Consider the following 16,000-nt stretch of genomic DNA (forward strand, 5'->3'; position numbering starts at 1 on the left):
GATGACAATTAAGAAATCAGTCTGCGTGCTTGGCGTGACCGGATCGGTCGGCAGCAGCACCGTAGACATCCTGAAAGCACATTCAGACAAATATGCCGTGGATGCCGTTACGGCCCATCGAAATGTTCAAGGGTTGGCCAAGGCCGCCATTGAACTTGGTGCTGCGATGGCGGTTATCGCCGATGAAAGCCTTTATGAAGACTTGAAATCCGCCCTGTCTGGCACGGACATTCTGGTTGCGGCCGGTGATGAAGCATTGGTCGAGGCGGCATCGCGCCCGTCTGATATCGTCATTGCCGCGATCATTGGTGCAGCAGGCCTTAAGGCGACGCTGGCGGCCATTCGCCGTGGGGCGCGGGTTGGCCTTGCCAACAAGGAAACGCTGGTTTGTGCCGGTGATCTGATGATGGCGGAAGTCGCGAAATACAAGGCGACGCTGATCCCGGTTGATTCCGAACATAGTGCGATTTTCCAGGTGCTTGAACAGAAGTCGGTCGACAAGGTTGACCGTATTCTTCTGACGGCATCTGGCGGGCCATTCCGGGAATGGTCGCTTGACGATATGAAATCGGTGTCTCCAAAGCAGGCGCTGGCCCATCCCAACTGGGATATGGGGGCCAAGATTTCCATTGATTCGGCAACCATGATGAACAAGGGCCTTGAATTGATCGAGGCCTGTCGTCTGTTTCCGGTGCCTGAAGAACGCATCGAGGTTGTCGTGCATCCGCAATCTGTCGTGCATAGCATGGTGGAATATTCCGACGGATCGGTACTGGCGCAATTGGGATCGCCCGATATGCGGACCCCGATTGCCTATGCGCTTTCATGGCCGGAAAGAATACGTGTCGATGTAGCGCGTCTTGATTTTGCCACTATCGGACAGTTGAACTTTACCGCGCCGGATATGAAACGGTTCCCGGCTCTTCGTCTGGCGCGCGAAGCGCTGCGTGCGGGCGGGACGGTGCCGACGGTATTGAATGCAGCAAACGAGATTGCCGTGGGGGCGTTTCTGGGCGGAAAGCTTACCTTCCTGCAAATTGCCGAAACGGTCGAGCGCATGATGAACAGGATTGCGGCATCACCGTTACGAGATCTCGACCAGATGTTTGATCTTGATGATATGATCCGTCGTGAAACGCTGGGCCTGATCAAAACCGGTCTTTGAATACCAAAAATGCGGGGTTCGCCCCGAAAAAGGAACGTCTTTCATGGAAACCCTTCTTGCTTTTCTGTTTGTTCTTTCGGTCCTGGTGTTTGTTCATGAATATGGGCATTACTGGGTTGCGATCCGCAATGGTGTAAAGGTTGAAGCGTTTTCAATCGGATTCGGTCCGGAGCTTTTTGGCTGGTACGACAAAAAGGGCACGCGCTGGAAAGTCAGCCTTTTGCCGCTTGGCGGGTATGTCAAAATGTTTGGCGACATGAACCCGGCAAGTGCGGGGCAGCGGGACGACCTTAATGAAGAAGAACGCCAGCATGCGTTTCATCACAAAGGCCTGATGGCGCGTGCGGCCATCGTTTTTGCCGGTCCGTTGGCCAATTTCCTGTTTGCGATTGTGGTTTTCACCGTTCTGTTTGCCGCCGTTGGCCAGCAGCGCGCCCTGCCGGTGGTGGGCGAGGCGGTTGACGGCAGCCCGGCGGCGGTTGCCGGATTGCAGCCCCAGGACCGGATCAATGCGATCAATGGGCAGCCGATTGCTTGGTTCAGCGAGCTTTCGGACGTGATCCGGGGCAATGCCGGTGCGCCGGTTTCGCTTTCGGTGATGCGTGACGGGCAGGAAATCGACATTCAGGTGACGCCGGAAGCCGTAACGACCGGTGAAGGTGACGACGTTCAGACATTCGGTCGTCTGGGCGTGACCGCCGGTGCGTTTGAAACCCAGCGCGATGGAATTATCGATGCGACCGGCAAGGCGTTTTCATCGACCTGGAACCTGATTTCGCAGACATTGTCGGCATTGGGTGAAATGATATCGGGTGAACGTGACAGTTCCGAACTTGGCGGTCCGATCCGCATCGCCCAGATGTCGGGCGAGGTTGCCGAGGGGGGCATTGGACCGCTTCTGTTCTTTATGGCGTATCTTTCGATCAGCCTTGGGTTGATTAACCTGATGCCTGTTCCGGTTCTGGATGGTGGTCATCTGGTGTTTTATGCGATTGAGGCCATTCGCGGTAAGCCCTTGGGCGCAAAAGCACAAGAATATGGTTTCCGTCTTGGGGCAGGTTTGGTATTCAGCTTAATCATCTTTGCAACTTGGAACGACCTGACGCAGTTGGGCGTCTGGAATTTCTTCAAAGGCCTGGTAGGCTGATGATATACGGCATCAGGGGGTTGAATTTGCTGCGTAATGTAAAAGCGGCTGCGTTAGCAGCAGTCTTGCTTGGTGGAACCGCGCCAACCATAATTCCGATGGTGGCCTATGCGCAGGGATCAAGCGTTATTCGCGAGATCCGTGTTGACGGCAATAACCGTATCGAAAGCGAGACGGTTAACGCATACCTGTCGGTAAAAGAGGGCGATCCCTACGATCCGCAGAAAATCAACGAATCGCTGAAGTCGCTGTTTTCAACCGGCCTGTTTGCCGACGTGTCGATCGGATTTGATCAGGGCGTTCTGAAAATCAATGTGGTTGAAAACCCGATCATCAACCGGATCGCCTTTGAGGGCAACACGCGCCTGAAGGACGACGTGCTTGGTACGGAACTTCAGTTGCGCCCTCGTGTCGTTTACACCCGCACCAAGGTTCAGGCTGATGTGCAGCGTATTCTTGAGCTGTACCGTCGCTCCGGCCGGTTTGCCGCGACCGTTGAGCCCAAAGTCATTCAGCTTGAACAGAATCGTGTCGACCTTGTCTTTGAAATTGACGAAGGCGAGGCCACCGGGGTGCGCAAGGTCAACTTCGTTGGCAACAAGGCATTTGATGATGGTGAATTGTCCGAAGTTATCCGGACAACCGAAAGCGCCTGGTGGAAAATCCTGACTTCTGACGATAACTATGACCCGGATCGCGTCACGTTCGACCGCGAACTTCTGCGTCGTTACTATCTTTCGGCCGGTTATGCCGATTTCCAGGTTCTGTCGTCGGTGGCCGAACTGACGCCTGATCGGTCTGATTTCTTTATCACCTACACGGTCAGCGAAGGTCAGCGTTACAAGTTCGGTGATATCAATATCGTATCGCAGATCGACAAGATCGATCCGGCGACATTGACGCCCCTGATCGAGATTGAAAAAGGTGACTGGTACAATGCCGACCTTGTTGATGACGCGATTGATGCCCTGACCACCAGCATCGGTGACCAGGGTTATGCATTCATCGATATTCGCCCGAATATCCAGCGTGACCGCGAGACCGGTGTTATTAACATCACCTTCACCATTGCCGAAGGTCCGAAGGTTTATGTCGAACGCATCGACGTGGTTGGCAACGTCCGCACGCTTGACGAAGTTGTTCGTCGTGAATTCCGCCTTGTTGAAGGTGACGCGTTCAGCAGTTCGAAACTCAAACGTTCGCGCCAGCGTGTTGAAAACCTGAACTTCTTTAAATCGGTTGACGTCAAGACCCTGCCGGGCAGTTCGCCCGACCAGACGGTTCTTGAGGTTGATGTCGAAGAAAAGTCGACCGGCGAGTTTTCGATTGGTGCCGGGTACGGCACGGATGATGGTGCCTTCGGTCAAGCCGGTATCCGCGAACGCAACCTGCTTGGCAAAGGGCAGGACCTTCGTCTTGGCTTTACGATTGGGTCATCCAGCCAGCAGGTCGATCTGTCCTTTACCGAGCCGTACTTCCTTGATCGGGATGTCAGTGCGGGCTTTGATATCTATCGCCGCGAAGAAGACAATCAGGACGAAAGTTCATATGACGAAAAGCAGACCGGTATCGGTTTGCGGTCCGGTTTCCGTTATTCCGAAGCATTGTCGCAGTCGGTGCGTTACGGGTATGAGGTTAACGAGTATTCGGACATTGCCAGTGATGCGTCGCGTCTACTTCGCGAAGAGGACCCCGAGTTTTCCGAGTCAACGATTGGTCAGACGCTTACCTATGATCAGCGCGACAGCACGATTACGCCGAAAGAAGGCTATTTCGTTCAGGTTTCCAACGATTTTGCCGGGCTTGGCGGTTCGGAAACCTATCTTCGTACGCGCGTGAATGGCGGGTACTACTATCCGCTTGATCGCGAAAAGACGTGGGTGCTGTCAACCAAGGCGTCGACCGGTTACATCTTTGGTATTGGCGACGATACGCGTATTTCGCAGCGCTTCTTTACCGGTGGTGCAAACCTTCGCGGTTTTGAATCGGCCGGTGTCGGGCCGCGCGATGTTGCAACAAGCGATGCGGTTGGCGGCAAATTCTTCTATACCGGTACCGTACAGATGGACTTCCCGTTAGGGTTGCCGTCCGAATTTGCACTTACCGGTCGTGTATTCAGTGATTTCGGTGCTTCCGAGGGGGTTGATGGTGCACGGCCTGGTGAAATCTATGACGAAGGTTCACTCAGGGCGTCTGTTGGTTTTGGGGTAGGCTGGGAATCTCCGTTTGGCCCGATTGGTGTTGACCTTTCGCAGGCTGTTCTCAAAGAAGACTTCGACAAAGAGGAAGTGTTCCGACTGAGTTTCGGAACCAGATTCTGATGAAAATGATGAAATCTATCCAGACCGCCTTACTTGCGATTGTTCTGGCATTCGCATCAGTGACAATGGCTGCGGCGCAGGAAAATGCTGCCGGAAATACAGAGGCCGTTGTGATGATTGTCGATTTTGAAGGCATTATGCGTGAAGCATCTGCCATGCAGGATATGACAAAGCAGATCAAAACGCGTCAGGAAGCCTATCAGCAGGAAATCGAAAAGCGCCAGCAGGGCCTGCGGAAGGAAGAGCAGGAAATCGCCCAGCAGCGAACCCTTCTGTCTGCCGATGTCATTCAGCAGAAACAGAAAGAATTTCAGCAGAAAGTTGCCGATTTTCAGAAGTTTGCACAGGGGCGCAACCGTATTCTGGATCAGGCGCTTAATGAATCGCGCGTGAAATTCCAGAAAACGCTGATTGAAGTAATTGCCGATGTTGCCGAGCAGCGCAAGGCAACGCTGGTACTGCACAAAAGTCAGGTGATCCTGCATGCCAACGCCATGGATGCGTCCAAGGAAGTATTTGACCTTGTGAACAAGGCCATGCCGACCCTTACCGTCGAGTTCAAGGAAGCCTCCTGATGGCTGATTCCCGGTTTTTCAAACGCAAGGGACCGTTCAGCGTTCAGGAAATTGCCGAACTGACCGGAGCGGAACTGGTGAATGCACCTGATCCGTCACGCCGCTTTGATGATGTGTCACCGCTTCAGAATGCGGATGCATCGATCCTGAGCTTCTTTGACAATCGCAAATATCTTGATGCCTTTGTCAGCAGTTCTGCCGGCGGGTGTTTTGTCCGGCCAGAGTTCGTTGATCGTGCGCCTGCCGATATGGTGCTGTTCACGACCAGCGATCCGTACCGGGCATATGCCAAGGCGGCAACGGCATATTATCCGTTTGACGCCGCCAATGGTGTTGTTTCACCGCACGCGATTGTCGCCGATACCGCCATGATCGGCAAAGGTGTTCAGATCGATGCCGGGGCGGTGATTGGCGAGCATTGCGAGATTGGCGATGGTTGCGTCATTTCCAGCAATGCGGTGATCGGTGAAGGTGTCGTGATCGGGGCCGGAAGCAGGATCGGTGCCGGGGCGACAATCAGCCATTGCCTGATTGGCAATCTGTGCCTGATTTATCCGGGGGCTCGCATTGGTCAGGATGGTTTCGGATTTGCCATGGGCGCACAGGGGCACCTTAAAGTGCCACAGCTTGGCCGTGTCGTGATTGGCAATGATGTCGAAGTCGGGGCCAATTCGACAATCGACCGGGGGGCGGGGCCTGATACGGTGATTGGCAATGGTTGCCGTATCGACAACCTTGTTCAGATCGGCCATAACGTCGAACTTGGCATGGGATGTGTTATCGTTTCCCAGGTCGGGATTTCAGGATCGACCAAACTTGGCAATTTTGTTGTTGCCGCGGGTCAGGCCGGGATTACCGGACATCTTGAAATTGGTGATGGCGCGAAAATTGCCGCGCAATCCGGTGTCATGAAAAATATCGGCGCGGGCGAAACCGTTGGCGGCAGCCCCGCTGTGCCGGTAATGGAATATCATAAACAGACCGTGGCCTTATCGCGGCTGATACGGAAAAAGAAGTAAGGGCAATACCTATGACCGAATTGGTAAGTGTTGATATTCAGCGCATTCTGGAAATGATTCCGCATCGTTATCCGTTCCTGCTGATCGACAAGGTTGTTGATATTGCTGTCGACGATTCCGCCGTTGGCATCAAAAACGTGACGATGAATGAACCGCAATTTACCGGCCATTTCCCGGAACAGCCGATCATGCCTGGCGTTCTGATCATCGAAAGCATGGCGCAGACGGCGGCCATTCTTGTGGTTCAGACCCTTGGTGAGGATGCCGAAGGCAAGCTGGTTTATTTCATGAGCATTGATAATGCACGGTTCCGTAAGCCGGTTGTGCCGGGTGACGTCATGCATATTCATGTGAAGAAAAAACAGAGCCGTGGCCCGGTCTGGAAGTTTGAAAGTGAAGTCCGCGTTAACGATCAGGTCGTTGCAGAAGCCACCATCGCCGCGATGATCCGGGGCAACTGATAATGTCAAAAGTGCATCCAACCGCCATTGTCGAAGACGGCGCCCAGATTGGCCAGGATGTAGAAATCGGTCCGTACTGTGTTGTCGGACCGCAGGCGGTTCTGGGTGATCGCGTCAAGCTGCACAGCCATGTCGTGGTCGCCGGAATTACGTCAATCGGTGAAGACAGTACGATCTTTCCGTTTGCGTCAGTTGGTCATGCGCCGCAGGATTTGAAATTCAAGAACGAGCCATCGCGTCTGATCATTGGCAAACGCAACAAGATCCGCGAAGGGGCGACCCTTAATCCCGGCACAGAAGGCGGCGGGATGGAGACCACGATTGGCGATGACTGCCTGTTTATGGCAGGCGCGCATGTCGGGCATGACTGCCATATTGGCAATCATTGCATTCTGGTCAATAACGGGACCCTTGCTGGCCATGTCATGGTCGACGATTTTGCGATTGTCGGCGGTCTTTCGGCGGTGCATCAGTTTGTCCGCATTGGCAAACATGCGATGATCGGCGGCATGACCGGTGTTGAAAGCGATATCATTCCTTATGGTTCGGTGATTGGTAACCGTGCTTATCTTTCGGGGCTTAACCTTGTCGGGTTGAAGCGCCGCGGATTTGATCGCGAGACCATTCATGCGCTTCGCAAGGCGTATCGTCTTTTGTTTGCGCAGGAAGGTACGCTTGCCGAGCGGGTTGAGGAAGTCTCGAAAGATTTCGAGGATGTCGGGCCGGTCATGGAAATCATCACCTTCCTGAAAGCGGAAAGCATGCGTTCCGTATGTACGCCGAAATATGACAGCTCCGCAGGATAACCCCGCAGCAAAGCTTGGTATCATTGCCGGGGGTGGTGCGCTTCCCGCCCGTTTGGCGGCTGCGGCGACGGCTGCCGGGCGGGATGTTTTTATCGTGAAGCTTGATGCCCATGCCGATGATCCGGCATTGGATGCATATCCCCATACGTCGCTTCGCATCGGGGCGGCGGCGAAAATCCTTGATCGTCTGAAATCCGAAGAATGCCGTGATGTTGTCCTTGCGGGCAAGGTTGCGCGTCCATCATTTGCATCGATCCGGCCCGATTGGCGGGCGGCGAAATTGCTGATGAAAGTCGGGATGAAGTCGCTTGGCGATGATGGTTTGCTGCGTCTGGTTGCCGGTGAGCTTGAACGTGACGGTTTCCGTCTGGTCGGCGCACACGAGATTTTGAGCGACCTCGCGGTTGAGGAAGGTGTTCTGGGCAAGGTGAAGCCCGATGCACAGGCGATGGCCGATGCACAGCACGGTCTGAAGGTTGCCCGGGTTTTGGGTGCCGCCGATGTCGGACAGGGCTGTGTCGTGCAGCAGGGGCTTGTTCTGGCACTTGAAGCCATCGAAGGCACGGATGAAATGATCCGGCGGTCAGCCGGCTATCGCCGCGAAGGTGTTGGCGGTGTTCTGGTGAAGTCGGCAAAGCCGCAGCAGGACAGGCGTCTTGACCTTCCGGCGATTGGTGTTTCGACCGTGGAAAATGCGCATGATGCCGGATTGCGCGGCATTGCGTTGCTTGCGGGTGGCACGATGATCATTGATCGCAAGAAAACCGTCAAACGTGCCGATGAACTTGGATTGTTCATTGTCGGGATTTCGGTGCAGGAACCGGCACAGGATGAATAAACCAAAAATCCAGACCGCGAAAATCATGCTGGTGGCCGGCGAGGCATCCGGGGATCAGTTGGGTGGTCGGTTGATGTCGGCCATAAAGGCGCGTCATCCCGAAATCCGTTTCATCGGTGTTGGTGGCCCGCGCATGACGGGTGAGGGGCTTGAGAGCCTGTTTCCTATGGATGAGATGTCGGTTATGGGCCTTGCCGAGGTTCTGCCGCATATTCCGCATTTGTTAAAACGTATCCGCCAGACGGCGGAATATGCCCTTGAGCAGCAGCCTGATGTGGTCATCACCATTGATGCCCCGGATTTCAGTTTTCGCGTTGGCAAGAAGCTGAAAGGCAGGGGGATTCCGCTGGTGCATTATGTTGCGCCGTCGGTCTGGGCATGGCGGCCGGGGCGGGCAAAGAAGATTGCGGGTTTCCTCGATCATTTGTTGGCGTTGCTGCCGTTCGAGCCGCCCTATTTCGAGCGGGTCGGGCTTCCGACCAGCTTTATCGGGCATTCCGCGGTCGAGGAACGGCATGGCGGCGATGCGGATCGATTCCGTGAACAGCACGGTATCGCACCAGACTGCAAAATCCTGACGGTTCTGCCCGGCAGTCGCAATTCGGAAGTCACCCGTCTGTTGCCGGTTTTCCGTGACGTGTGCGAACGGTTGGCTGGGGATTTCCCCGATGCCCGAATTGTTGTGCCGACGGTGAGCAAGGTTGCACAGGTTGTCGGTGATGTGGTTGCCGACTGGCCGCTGCGCCCGATTGTCGTGACCGGGGATCAGGACAGGCGCGATGCGTTTGCCGCGTCCCATGCGGCCCTTGCGGCATCCGGGACCGTGTCGCTTGAACTGGCGATAACGGGGGTGCCGCATGTGATCGGCTATAAATTAAGCCCGATTACGGCATGGATTGCGCGGCGATTGTTGCGGATTGATACGGTGACCATCGTCAATCTGGTGCTTGGCAAAAAGCTTGTGCCGGAATTCCTGCAACAGGATTGCACGCCGAACCGTATCGTGCCGGTTCTGAAATCGCTTATGGCCGACGGCGAAGGTCGGGCGGCGCAACTGGACGGGTTCGACGCGGCCACAACCATGCTTGGCTTTGGCGACCGGCCGCCGAGCGAGAAGGCCGCGGACGTCATCCTTGAAATCATAGAGAAAAATTCATCTGCCAAGACTGGCATTAGCGGGCAATAACGCATAGTTTGGCGTCATTGACCAATCAATGACGGAGGCATTTCCAATGCGTTATTTGCACACCATGGTGCGTGTCGAGGATGTGGATGCATCCATGCGTTTCTACTGCGAACTGCTTGGCATGAAAGAAACCCGGCGCATTGAAAGCGAGAAGGGGCGTTTCACCCTGATTTATCTTGCGCCGCCTGCCGATGAAGCCAGTGCCAAGGCCAACAAGGCCCCGGAACTTGAACTGACTTATAACTGGGACCCGGAAAGCTATTCCGGCGGGCGCAATTTCGGCCATCTTGCCTATGAGGTCGACGATATTTATGCGCTTTGCCAGAAGCTGATGGATGCGGGTGTCACCATTAACCGTCCGCCGCGCGATGGCCATATGGCGTTTGTCCGTTCGCCGGACGGGATTTCGATTGAATTCCTGCAAAAGGGCGAAAGCCTTTCCCCGGCCGAGCCATGGGCCAGCATGGAAAACACCGGCTCCTGGTAACGCAGCACCCAATTGATCAAAACGCAAAAAGGCCCGGAATGATCCGGGCCTTTTCTGTATCAATCGTGGCGCAGATTAACGCTTGTTGACCGGAACGAACGGACGTTCGGAAACACCGGTGAACAACTGGCGCGGACGGCCGATTTTCTGCGACGGATCTTCGATCATTTCTTTCCACTGGGCGATCCAGCCGACGGTACGGGCAACTGCGAACAGCACGGTGAACATGCTTTCCGGAATGCCCATCGCCTTGAAGATGATGCCCGAATAGAAATCGACGTTCGGATAGAGTTTCTTCTCTATGAAGTACTCGTCTTCGCGTGCGATGCGTTCGAGTTCCTGTGCAACGTCAAGCAGCGGGTCCTGTACATTGAGTTCTTTAAGAACTTCGTGGCAGGTTTCCTGCATGACCTTGGCGCGCGGGTCGTAGTTTTTGTAAACCCGGTGACCAAAGCCCATCAGACGGAACGGATCGTTCTTGTCTTTTGCCTTGTTGACGAATTCCGGAATGTTTTTCACATCGCCGATTTCGTTCAGCATTTTAAGAACGGCTTCGTTCGCACCGCCATGTGCCGGACCCCAGAGGGAGGCAATACCGGCAGCGATACATGCAAAGGGATTTGCCCCAGAAGAACCGGCCAGACGGACGGTCGAGGTCGATGCGTTCTGTTCGTGGTCGGCATGAAGGATCAGGATACGATCCATTGCGCGCGCAAGGACCGGGTTGACTTCATAGTCTTCGCACGGGTTGCCGAACATCATTTGCAGGAAGTTTTCTGCATAGCCGAGTTTGTTGTTCGGATAACGGAACGGCTGACCGATCGAGTATTTATACGCCATCGCAGCGATGGTCGGCATTTTCGCGATCAGGCGATAGGCCGAGATCAGACGCTGGTTCGGATCGTTGATGTCGGTGCTGTCATGATAGAAAGCAGACATCGCGCCAACCACACCGCACATAATGGCCATCGGGTGGGCGTCGCGGCGGAAACCGTTATAGAAATTGCGCATCTGCTCATGCACCATGGTGTGCATGGTGATGTCATTTTCAAATTGCGCCTTGTCTTTTGCATTCGGCAGATCGCCGTAAATCAGCAAATAGCAAACTTCGAGGAAATCGGATTGTTCGGCAAGCTCATCAATGGCATAGCCGCGGTGACGCAGGATGCCAACGTCACCATCAATATAGGTCAGCTCGGACTGGCAGGAGCCGGTCGAGGTGAAGCCCGGGTCATAGGTGAAATATCCGGTTTCGGAGTAGAGTTTCCGAATGTCGATTACAGACGGACCAACGCTACCCTCGATCACCGGCAATTCGATCGACTTGCCAGTGGCATTGTCGGTCAGTGTCACGGTGTGGGAAGTCTTGGAATTCTGAGCCATGACTATTTTTCCTTCCCTGTTTGAACGAACACGGTTTTCAAGTTGTGTGCAGCATAGTGCTGCGGCGCACAAAGCGCAAATTCAGTGTTTAAGTTTTTTATTTTACGCTGTTATTGGGCATCGAATTTGCGGATGCGTTTCAGCGTTTGGGATTTGCCAAGCACGATCATTACTTCGAAGATGCCAGGCGATGAGTTGGAACCGGTGAGCACGGCCCGCAAGGGCTGCGCGACTTTGCCGAGCTTCTGATCGAGTTTTTCGGCAATGTTGCGAACGCTTGCGTCAACGTTCTCTTCGGTCCAGCTTTCAAGCGCGTCGAGTTCCTTTGCCAGTTCGGCAAACAGGCCTTCGGGGGCGCTATCAATCAGGGACTGAGCTTTCTCGTTAAACGACATGACGCCGTCCGTAACATAGAAGGCCGAAGAGTCGGCGAGCTCGATGAGTGTCTTGGCTCTTTCTTTAAGCCCTGACATGCCTTTGATCAAGATTTCTTTTTGCGCTGCGTCAATTGCATCGACGCCAATCTGTTTTGCGATCAGCGGTGCAATGTCGTTTGCAAGGCGGGTATCATCCGCTTGGCGCAGATAAACGCCATTGAGGTTGGTCAATTTGGCGAAGTCGAAACGCGCCGCACCCTTGCCAACATCTTTGATGTCAAACCATTCAATGGCCTGTTCCTGGGAAATGATTTCCTCGTCCCCGTGACCCCAGCCAAGACGCAGCAGGTAGTTGTTTACCGCTTCGGGCAGGAAACCCATTTCATCGCGATAGGCATCAACACCCAGCGCACCATGACGTTTGGACAGCTTGGCGCCGTCCGGGCCGTGGATCAGCGGAATATGGGCAAAGGTCGGGACATCCCATCCCATCGCGTCGTAAAGCGCCTTCTGGCGAAACGCATTGGTCAGATGGTCATCGCCACGGATCACGTGAGTAATGCCCATATCGTGGTCATCGACAACGACCGACAGCATATAGGTCGGGGTGCCATCGCCACGCAGAATAACGTAATCGTCAAGCTGTTCATTGGCAACGCGGACATCGCCCTGTACCTGATCGGAAATCACGGCATCGCCGTCCTGCGGTGCCTTCAGACGCACGACAGGCTTGACGCCAGCCGGGGCGTCGGATGCATCGCGGTCGCGCCAGGTGCCGTCATATTTCATCGGGCGGCCTTCGGCGCGGGCCTTTTCGCGCATTTCCTGAAGTTCTTGCTGCGAGCAATAGCAATAATAGGCTTTCCCGGCCTTGATCAGTTCATGGGCGACTTCGGCGTGGCGGTCGCGACGGGCGAACTGGAAGGTCGGTTCTTCGTCTGCGGTCAGGCCAAGCCAGCTTAGCCCATCGAAAATGGCTTCGACGGCTTCGGGGGTTGAACGTTCCCGGTCGGTGTCTTCGATGCGCAGCAGGAATTTGCCGCCGGTGTGTTTGGCATAAAGCCAGTTATAAAGGGCGGTGCGTGCGCCGCCGATATGCAGAAACCCGGTCGGAGACGGGGCAAAACGGGTAACAACCGTCATTCACTCTATCCGTTGGCTGGATGTTGTTGCTTGTCGTAATGACTTTTGGCGTGCACGCTATAACACATATGCGGCGGTGTTGCACCACAGCCGATGATAGATAGAAACTGTGCGTCGGGCAGGCTATTGTACATTCGTCGAATAAGTCGTGATGGAATTAATAAAAATCAATATGTTGCGAGAATATTTTCGCAAACAGGATTGTTGTTGGCCGCGCGCAGAAATTCCTGGATCCTGTGCACGGTTATATTCTTCGGGTTGGGATGTGCGGCGTATTTTTCTCTCCCTGCGCGCCTGACGGTACAGCAAAGCGGCCTTGCGGTGATTCTTTTGCTGTCCGGATTGTGGATTTCGCGACGCTGGGTTTTGCCATTCTTTGGCATTCTGCTGCTGGCGGGTTTTTGTGGCGGGTTGCTGATTGCATCCATCCATCTTGAAAGGGCGCCATCCGGGCTTCTGACCAAGACGCTTTACATGACAGAGATCGAGGGCGACATCACGCTTCTGGAACCACGGGGCGGGCGGATGCGCATGACCGTGGCACCAATGCGGATCGCGGGGCTTGAGGACCGGGCATTTGACTGGAAGGTGCGATTGAGCCTTCCAGGTGGCGATGAGCTTTCCGTCGGGGATCATATCGTGGCAACGGCACGGCTGTTTCCGTTGCGCGCGGCGTCCGTGCCGGGCGACCCGGATTTTTCACGCGGATTATATCTGGACGGGATCGGGGCGACCGGGTTTGTTTTCGGCCATAAATATAGTGTGACCAAGAAGGCCGAAACAGGAATGATGCAGCCGGTTTCGGACCGGATCGAAAGTCTGCGCCTGACGATCATGACGGCAATCGATCAGGTCCTTACCGGCGCAGAGGCCGGGATTGCCAAGGCATTGATTGTCGGCGAACGCGGCGATGTCAGTGCGGAAATTGCCGATGATCTTCGCAAATCGGGATTGGCGCATCTTCTGGCGATTTCCGGGCTGCATATGGGGCTTTTAAGCGGGACGGTTTTCTTTTTCCTGCGGTTTGGCATGGCGGCCATTCCCGCCCTTGCGCTGCGGTTTCCGATCAAGAAATGGGCGGCTATCGGGGCGATGTGCGCAGCCGTGATCTATCTTGGCCTGTCAGGGGCCAGTGTGCCGACGCAGCGTGCCTTTGTGACGTTGACGATTGTCTGGATTGCGTTGCTGCTGGATCGGCGGGCGATATCGTTGCGGTTGGTGGCGTTTGCGGCGCTGGTTGTTCTGATCCTGCGGCCCGATGCGGTATTGGGGCCAAGCTTTCAGCTTTCCTTTGCGGCGGTGTCGGTTCTGGTGGCGTTTTATGATGGTCCGGGCAGGCGATGGTTTGACAAGTCGGGGGATCGGTCATGGCTATTCCGGCTTTGGCTGTTTTTTGCCGGGCTGGTGATGACCGGGTTGCTGGTTACGGCGGTGACCGCGCCGATCATCGGGTTTCATTTCGGGCGGATTTCGATGATCGGGATCGTGTCCAACCTGATTGCCATTCCGGTGATGGCGTTCTGGGTGATGCCGCTGATTGTGGCGACGCTTGTTCTGATGCCGTTCGGAGCCGGGGGACTGGCATTGTGGTTGATGAAGCCGGGACTGACATTGTTGATTGAAACCGCAAGCCTTGCCGCCGATCAGGCCTGGGGGCTTTGGCATGTCGAGCAGTTTAGTGCCGTATTTGCCATCGGCATCATGATGGCGATGGCCTGGTGGCTGGTCTGGCGGGGGAACGCGATTGCCCGGTTGGCTGTCATTCCGCTATGCGTGGCGATTGCGGCGCAAATCCTGTATCGCCCGGCGGATATTCTGGTTTCGGGGGATCAGGAAAGCTGGGCAATTCGCGACAGGGTGCGCGACAAACTTGTCCTGCCCGAAGGCATTTCGGATTTTCAGCAGTCGGTCTGGATGGCGCGATTTGGTATCGCCGATCATGATGCCGGCAATGTCATCGAAAAATGCGACGCAACGGTTTGTTCCGTCAGGATCGCCGGACGGCAGGTGATCATTGCCAATGATCTTGCCAATCCGTTCTATGCATGCCGCCATGGCGATATGATCATCAGCCTGAAACGCGATATGCCGCGTGATATCTGTGCGCCGGATGTGACTGTCATCGATGATGACCTGTTGTGGTGGCAGGGGGGCGTCTCGGTTGCGTTGCGGCCCGATGCCGCCCCGGTGATCGAAACCGTGCGTGAAACGTCCGGCATCTGGCCGTGGATTATCATCGGGGGCAGGGTGGTCAAATAAAAAACGCCGCCGGGCAAGGCCGACGGCGTTTCTTTCGGTTTCTTTCGGTTTGTTCGGTTTATTCGGTATTCTATCAGTATTGGCGGAGCAAACCGATCAGACGTCCCTGAATGCGGACACGATCAGGCGACAGCGCGCGCGTTTCATAACGCGCATTGGCCGGTTCCAGCAGAACTTCGCCACGGCCACGTTTCAGGCGTTTCAGAGTGGCTTCGGCGTCGTCGACCAGTGCGACAACGATGGAGCCATCATTGGCCTGTTCGCAACGCTGGATCAGGACGGTGTCGCCATCGAGAATACCGGCATCGATCATCGAATCACCGGAAACTTCAAGCGCATAGTGATCGCCGGTTCCCAGAAGCGCTGCCGGGACCTGCACCATTGTGGTCTGATCGCGAAGGGCCTCGATCGGGGTACCCGCCGCAATCCGGCCAAACAGCGGCAGGGAAACGGATTCACCCGATTCCGAAAAGGCCGAAGGCACGGTTGCCGGTCGATGCGCAGCCTTTCGCGCGGAGGCGATAGAGGTAACATTGTTGGGCGTTTCCGCAGCGTCGTCATCATTATTATCCGGAAGACGCAGGACTTCGAGCGCGCGGGCCCGATGGGCGAGACGGCGAATAAAGCCGCGTTCCTCAAGCCCGGTGATCAGGCGATGAATGCCCGATTTGGATTTCAGGCTCAGGGCTTCTTTCATCTCGTCAAAAGAGGGCGAGATGCCATGATCGCGAAGGTAATTATCGATATAGACCAGCAATTCGTATTGCTTGCGCGTCAGCATGATTTTTTCCGAACCAGTAATAAGAACAAACCGAATACATAAATGTTCTACT

At 55.1% G+C, this 16,000-nt stretch carries 14 protein-coding genes; 11 read left to right on the forward strand and 3 right to left on the reverse strand.

All coding sequences use genetic code 11. The features are described 5' to 3' along the window. Position 1: 1 nt before the first annotated feature. The 10 genes from ABIE64_RS13355 to ABIE64_RS13400 are packed head-to-tail and all read left to right on the forward strand — an operon-like array spanning position 2 to position 10,005. Positions 2–1,165, forward strand: coding sequence for a 1-deoxy-D-xylulose-5-phosphate reductoisomerase (locus tag ABIE64_RS13355; protein ID WP_037991289.1), 1,164 nt, complete (start codon positions 2–4; stop codon positions 1,163–1,165). A 43-nt stretch (positions 1,166–1,208) separates the two neighbouring features. Beyond that, the gene (rseP, locus tag ABIE64_RS13360) at positions 1,209–2,312 is read left to right on the forward strand and encodes an RIP metalloprotease RseP (protein WP_071239936.1); all 1,104 of its coding nucleotides are present in this window, start codon (positions 1,209–1,211) and stop codon (positions 2,310–2,312) included. A gap of 26 nt (positions 2,313–2,338) precedes the next feature. Next, positions 2,339–4,633, forward strand: coding sequence for an outer membrane protein assembly factor BamA (gene bamA, locus ABIE64_RS13365; RefSeq protein ID WP_354377688.1), 2,295 nt, complete (start codon positions 2,339–2,341; stop codon positions 4,631–4,633). After that, positions 4,633–5,208: an OmpH/Skp family outer membrane protein gene (locus tag ABIE64_RS13370; protein WP_354377689.1), complete on the forward strand. Its 576-nt coding sequence runs from the start codon at positions 4,633–4,635 to the stop codon at positions 5,206–5,208. The genes bamA and ABIE64_RS13370 overlap by 1 nt, the downstream gene beginning before the upstream one ends. Further along, a complete protein-coding gene (lpxD, locus tag ABIE64_RS13375; protein ID WP_007089441.1) occupies positions 5,208–6,227 on the forward strand; it encodes a UDP-3-O-(3-hydroxymyristoyl)glucosamine N-acyltransferase in 1,020 nt (339 codons plus the stop codon). The genes ABIE64_RS13370 and lpxD overlap by 1 nt, the downstream gene beginning before the upstream one ends. A gap of 11 nt (positions 6,228–6,238) precedes the next feature. Then, the gene (fabZ, locus tag ABIE64_RS13380; RefSeq protein WP_007089442.1) at positions 6,239–6,688 is read left to right on the forward strand and encodes a 3-hydroxyacyl-ACP dehydratase FabZ; all 450 of its coding nucleotides are present in this window, start codon (positions 6,239–6,241) and stop codon (positions 6,686–6,688) included. A 2-nt stretch (positions 6,689–6,690) separates the two neighbouring features. Further along, the gene (lpxA, locus tag ABIE64_RS13385) at positions 6,691–7,494 is read left to right on the forward strand and encodes an acyl-ACP--UDP-N-acetylglucosamine O-acyltransferase (protein ID WP_007089443.1); all 804 of its coding nucleotides are present in this window, start codon (positions 6,691–6,693) and stop codon (positions 7,492–7,494) included. Further along, on the forward strand, positions 7,475–8,332 hold the full coding sequence (locus tag ABIE64_RS13390; protein WP_063091924.1) for an LpxI family protein: 858 nt from the start codon (positions 7,475–7,477) through the stop codon (positions 8,330–8,332). The genes lpxA and ABIE64_RS13390 overlap by 20 nt, the downstream gene beginning before the upstream one ends. Then, a complete protein-coding gene (lpxB, locus tag ABIE64_RS13395; protein WP_354377690.1) occupies positions 8,325–9,518 on the forward strand; it encodes a lipid-A-disaccharide synthase in 1,194 nt (397 codons plus the stop codon). Before ABIE64_RS13390 ends, lpxB begins: the two co-directional genes overlap by 8 nt. Before the next feature lie 46 nt (positions 9,519–9,564). Beyond that, positions 9,565–10,005, forward strand: coding sequence for a VOC family protein (locus ABIE64_RS13400; protein ID WP_354377691.1), 441 nt, complete (start codon positions 9,565–9,567; stop codon positions 10,003–10,005). Between the two features lie 75 nt (positions 10,006–10,080). Here the strand turns inward: ABIE64_RS13400 and ABIE64_RS13405 are convergent, their stop codons facing one another. Further along, complete coding sequence (locus ABIE64_RS13405; protein ID WP_007089447.1) at positions 10,081–11,388, reverse strand: citrate synthase; 1,308 nt, start codon at positions 11,386–11,388, stop codon at positions 10,081–10,083. 110 nt (positions 11,389–11,498) lie between these two features. Continuing rightward, positions 11,499–12,908 (reverse strand): glutamate--tRNA ligase, encoded by a 1,410-nt coding sequence (gene gltX / locus ABIE64_RS13410; RefSeq protein ID WP_007089448.1) that lies wholly within the window; start codon positions 12,906–12,908, stop codon positions 11,499–11,501. Between the two features lie 207 nt (positions 12,909–13,115). On the opposite strand from gltX, the gene ABIE64_RS13415 reads away from it, so the two are divergent. Beyond that, positions 13,116–15,167, forward strand: a complete 2,052-nt coding sequence (locus tag ABIE64_RS13415; RefSeq protein ID WP_354377692.1) for a ComEC/Rec2 family competence protein — start codon at positions 13,116–13,118, stop codon at positions 15,165–15,167. A 73-nt stretch (positions 15,168–15,240) separates the two neighbouring features. Here ABIE64_RS13415 and lexA read toward each other — a convergent pair whose 3' ends face one another. Then, positions 15,241–15,948: a transcriptional repressor LexA gene (lexA, locus tag ABIE64_RS13420; protein WP_007089450.1), complete on the reverse strand. Its 708-nt coding sequence runs from the start codon at positions 15,946–15,948 to the stop codon at positions 15,241–15,243. Positions 15,949–16,000 lie beyond the last annotated feature (52 nt).

This window comes from Thalassospira sp. MBR-102, from assembly GCF_040549275.1.
Classification (GTDB): Bacteria; Pseudomonadota; Alphaproteobacteria; order Rhodospirillales; family Thalassospiraceae; genus Thalassospira; species Thalassospira xiamenensis.

Excerpts from the sequence above, each read along its gene's own strand:
- ABIE64_RS13355 (WP_037991289.1), top strand. The coding sequence starts at position 2 with ATGACAATTAAGAAATCAGTCTGCGTGCTTGGCGTGACCGGATCGGTC.
- rseP (WP_071239936.1), top strand. The coding sequence starts at position 1,209 with ATGGAAACCCTTCTTGCTTTTCTGTTTGTTCTTTCGGTCCTGGTGTTT.
- ABIE64_RS13370 (WP_354377689.1), top strand. The coding sequence starts at position 4,633 with ATGAAAATGATGAAATCTATCCAGACCGCCTTACTTGCGATTGTTCTG.
- lpxD (WP_007089441.1), top strand. The coding sequence starts at position 5,208 with ATGGCTGATTCCCGGTTTTTCAAACGCAAGGGACCGTTCAGCGTTCAG.
- fabZ (WP_007089442.1), top strand. The coding sequence starts at position 6,239 with ATGACCGAATTGGTAAGTGTTGATATTCAGCGCATTCTGGAAATGATT.
- lpxA (WP_007089443.1), top strand. The coding sequence starts at position 6,691 with ATGTCAAAAGTGCATCCAACCGCCATTGTCGAAGACGGCGCCCAGATT.
- ABIE64_RS13390 (WP_063091924.1), top strand. The coding sequence starts at position 7,475 with ATGACAGCTCCGCAGGATAACCCCGCAGCAAAGCTTGGTATCATTGCC.
- lpxB (WP_354377690.1), top strand. The coding sequence starts at position 8,325 with ATGAATAAACCAAAAATCCAGACCGCGAAAATCATGCTGGTGGCCGGC.
- ABIE64_RS13400 (WP_354377691.1), top strand. The coding sequence starts at position 9,565 with ATGCGTTATTTGCACACCATGGTGCGTGTCGAGGATGTGGATGCATCC.
- ABIE64_RS13405 (WP_007089447.1), bottom strand. The coding sequence starts at position 11,388 with ATGGCTCAGAATTCCAAGACTTCCCACACCGTGACACTGACCGACAAT.
- gltX (WP_007089448.1), bottom strand. The coding sequence starts at position 12,908 with ATGACGGTTGTTACCCGTTTTGCCCCGTCTCCGACCGGGTTTCTGCAT.
- lexA (WP_007089450.1), bottom strand. The coding sequence starts at position 15,948 with ATGCTGACGCGCAAGCAATACGAATTGCTGGTCTATATCGATAATTAC.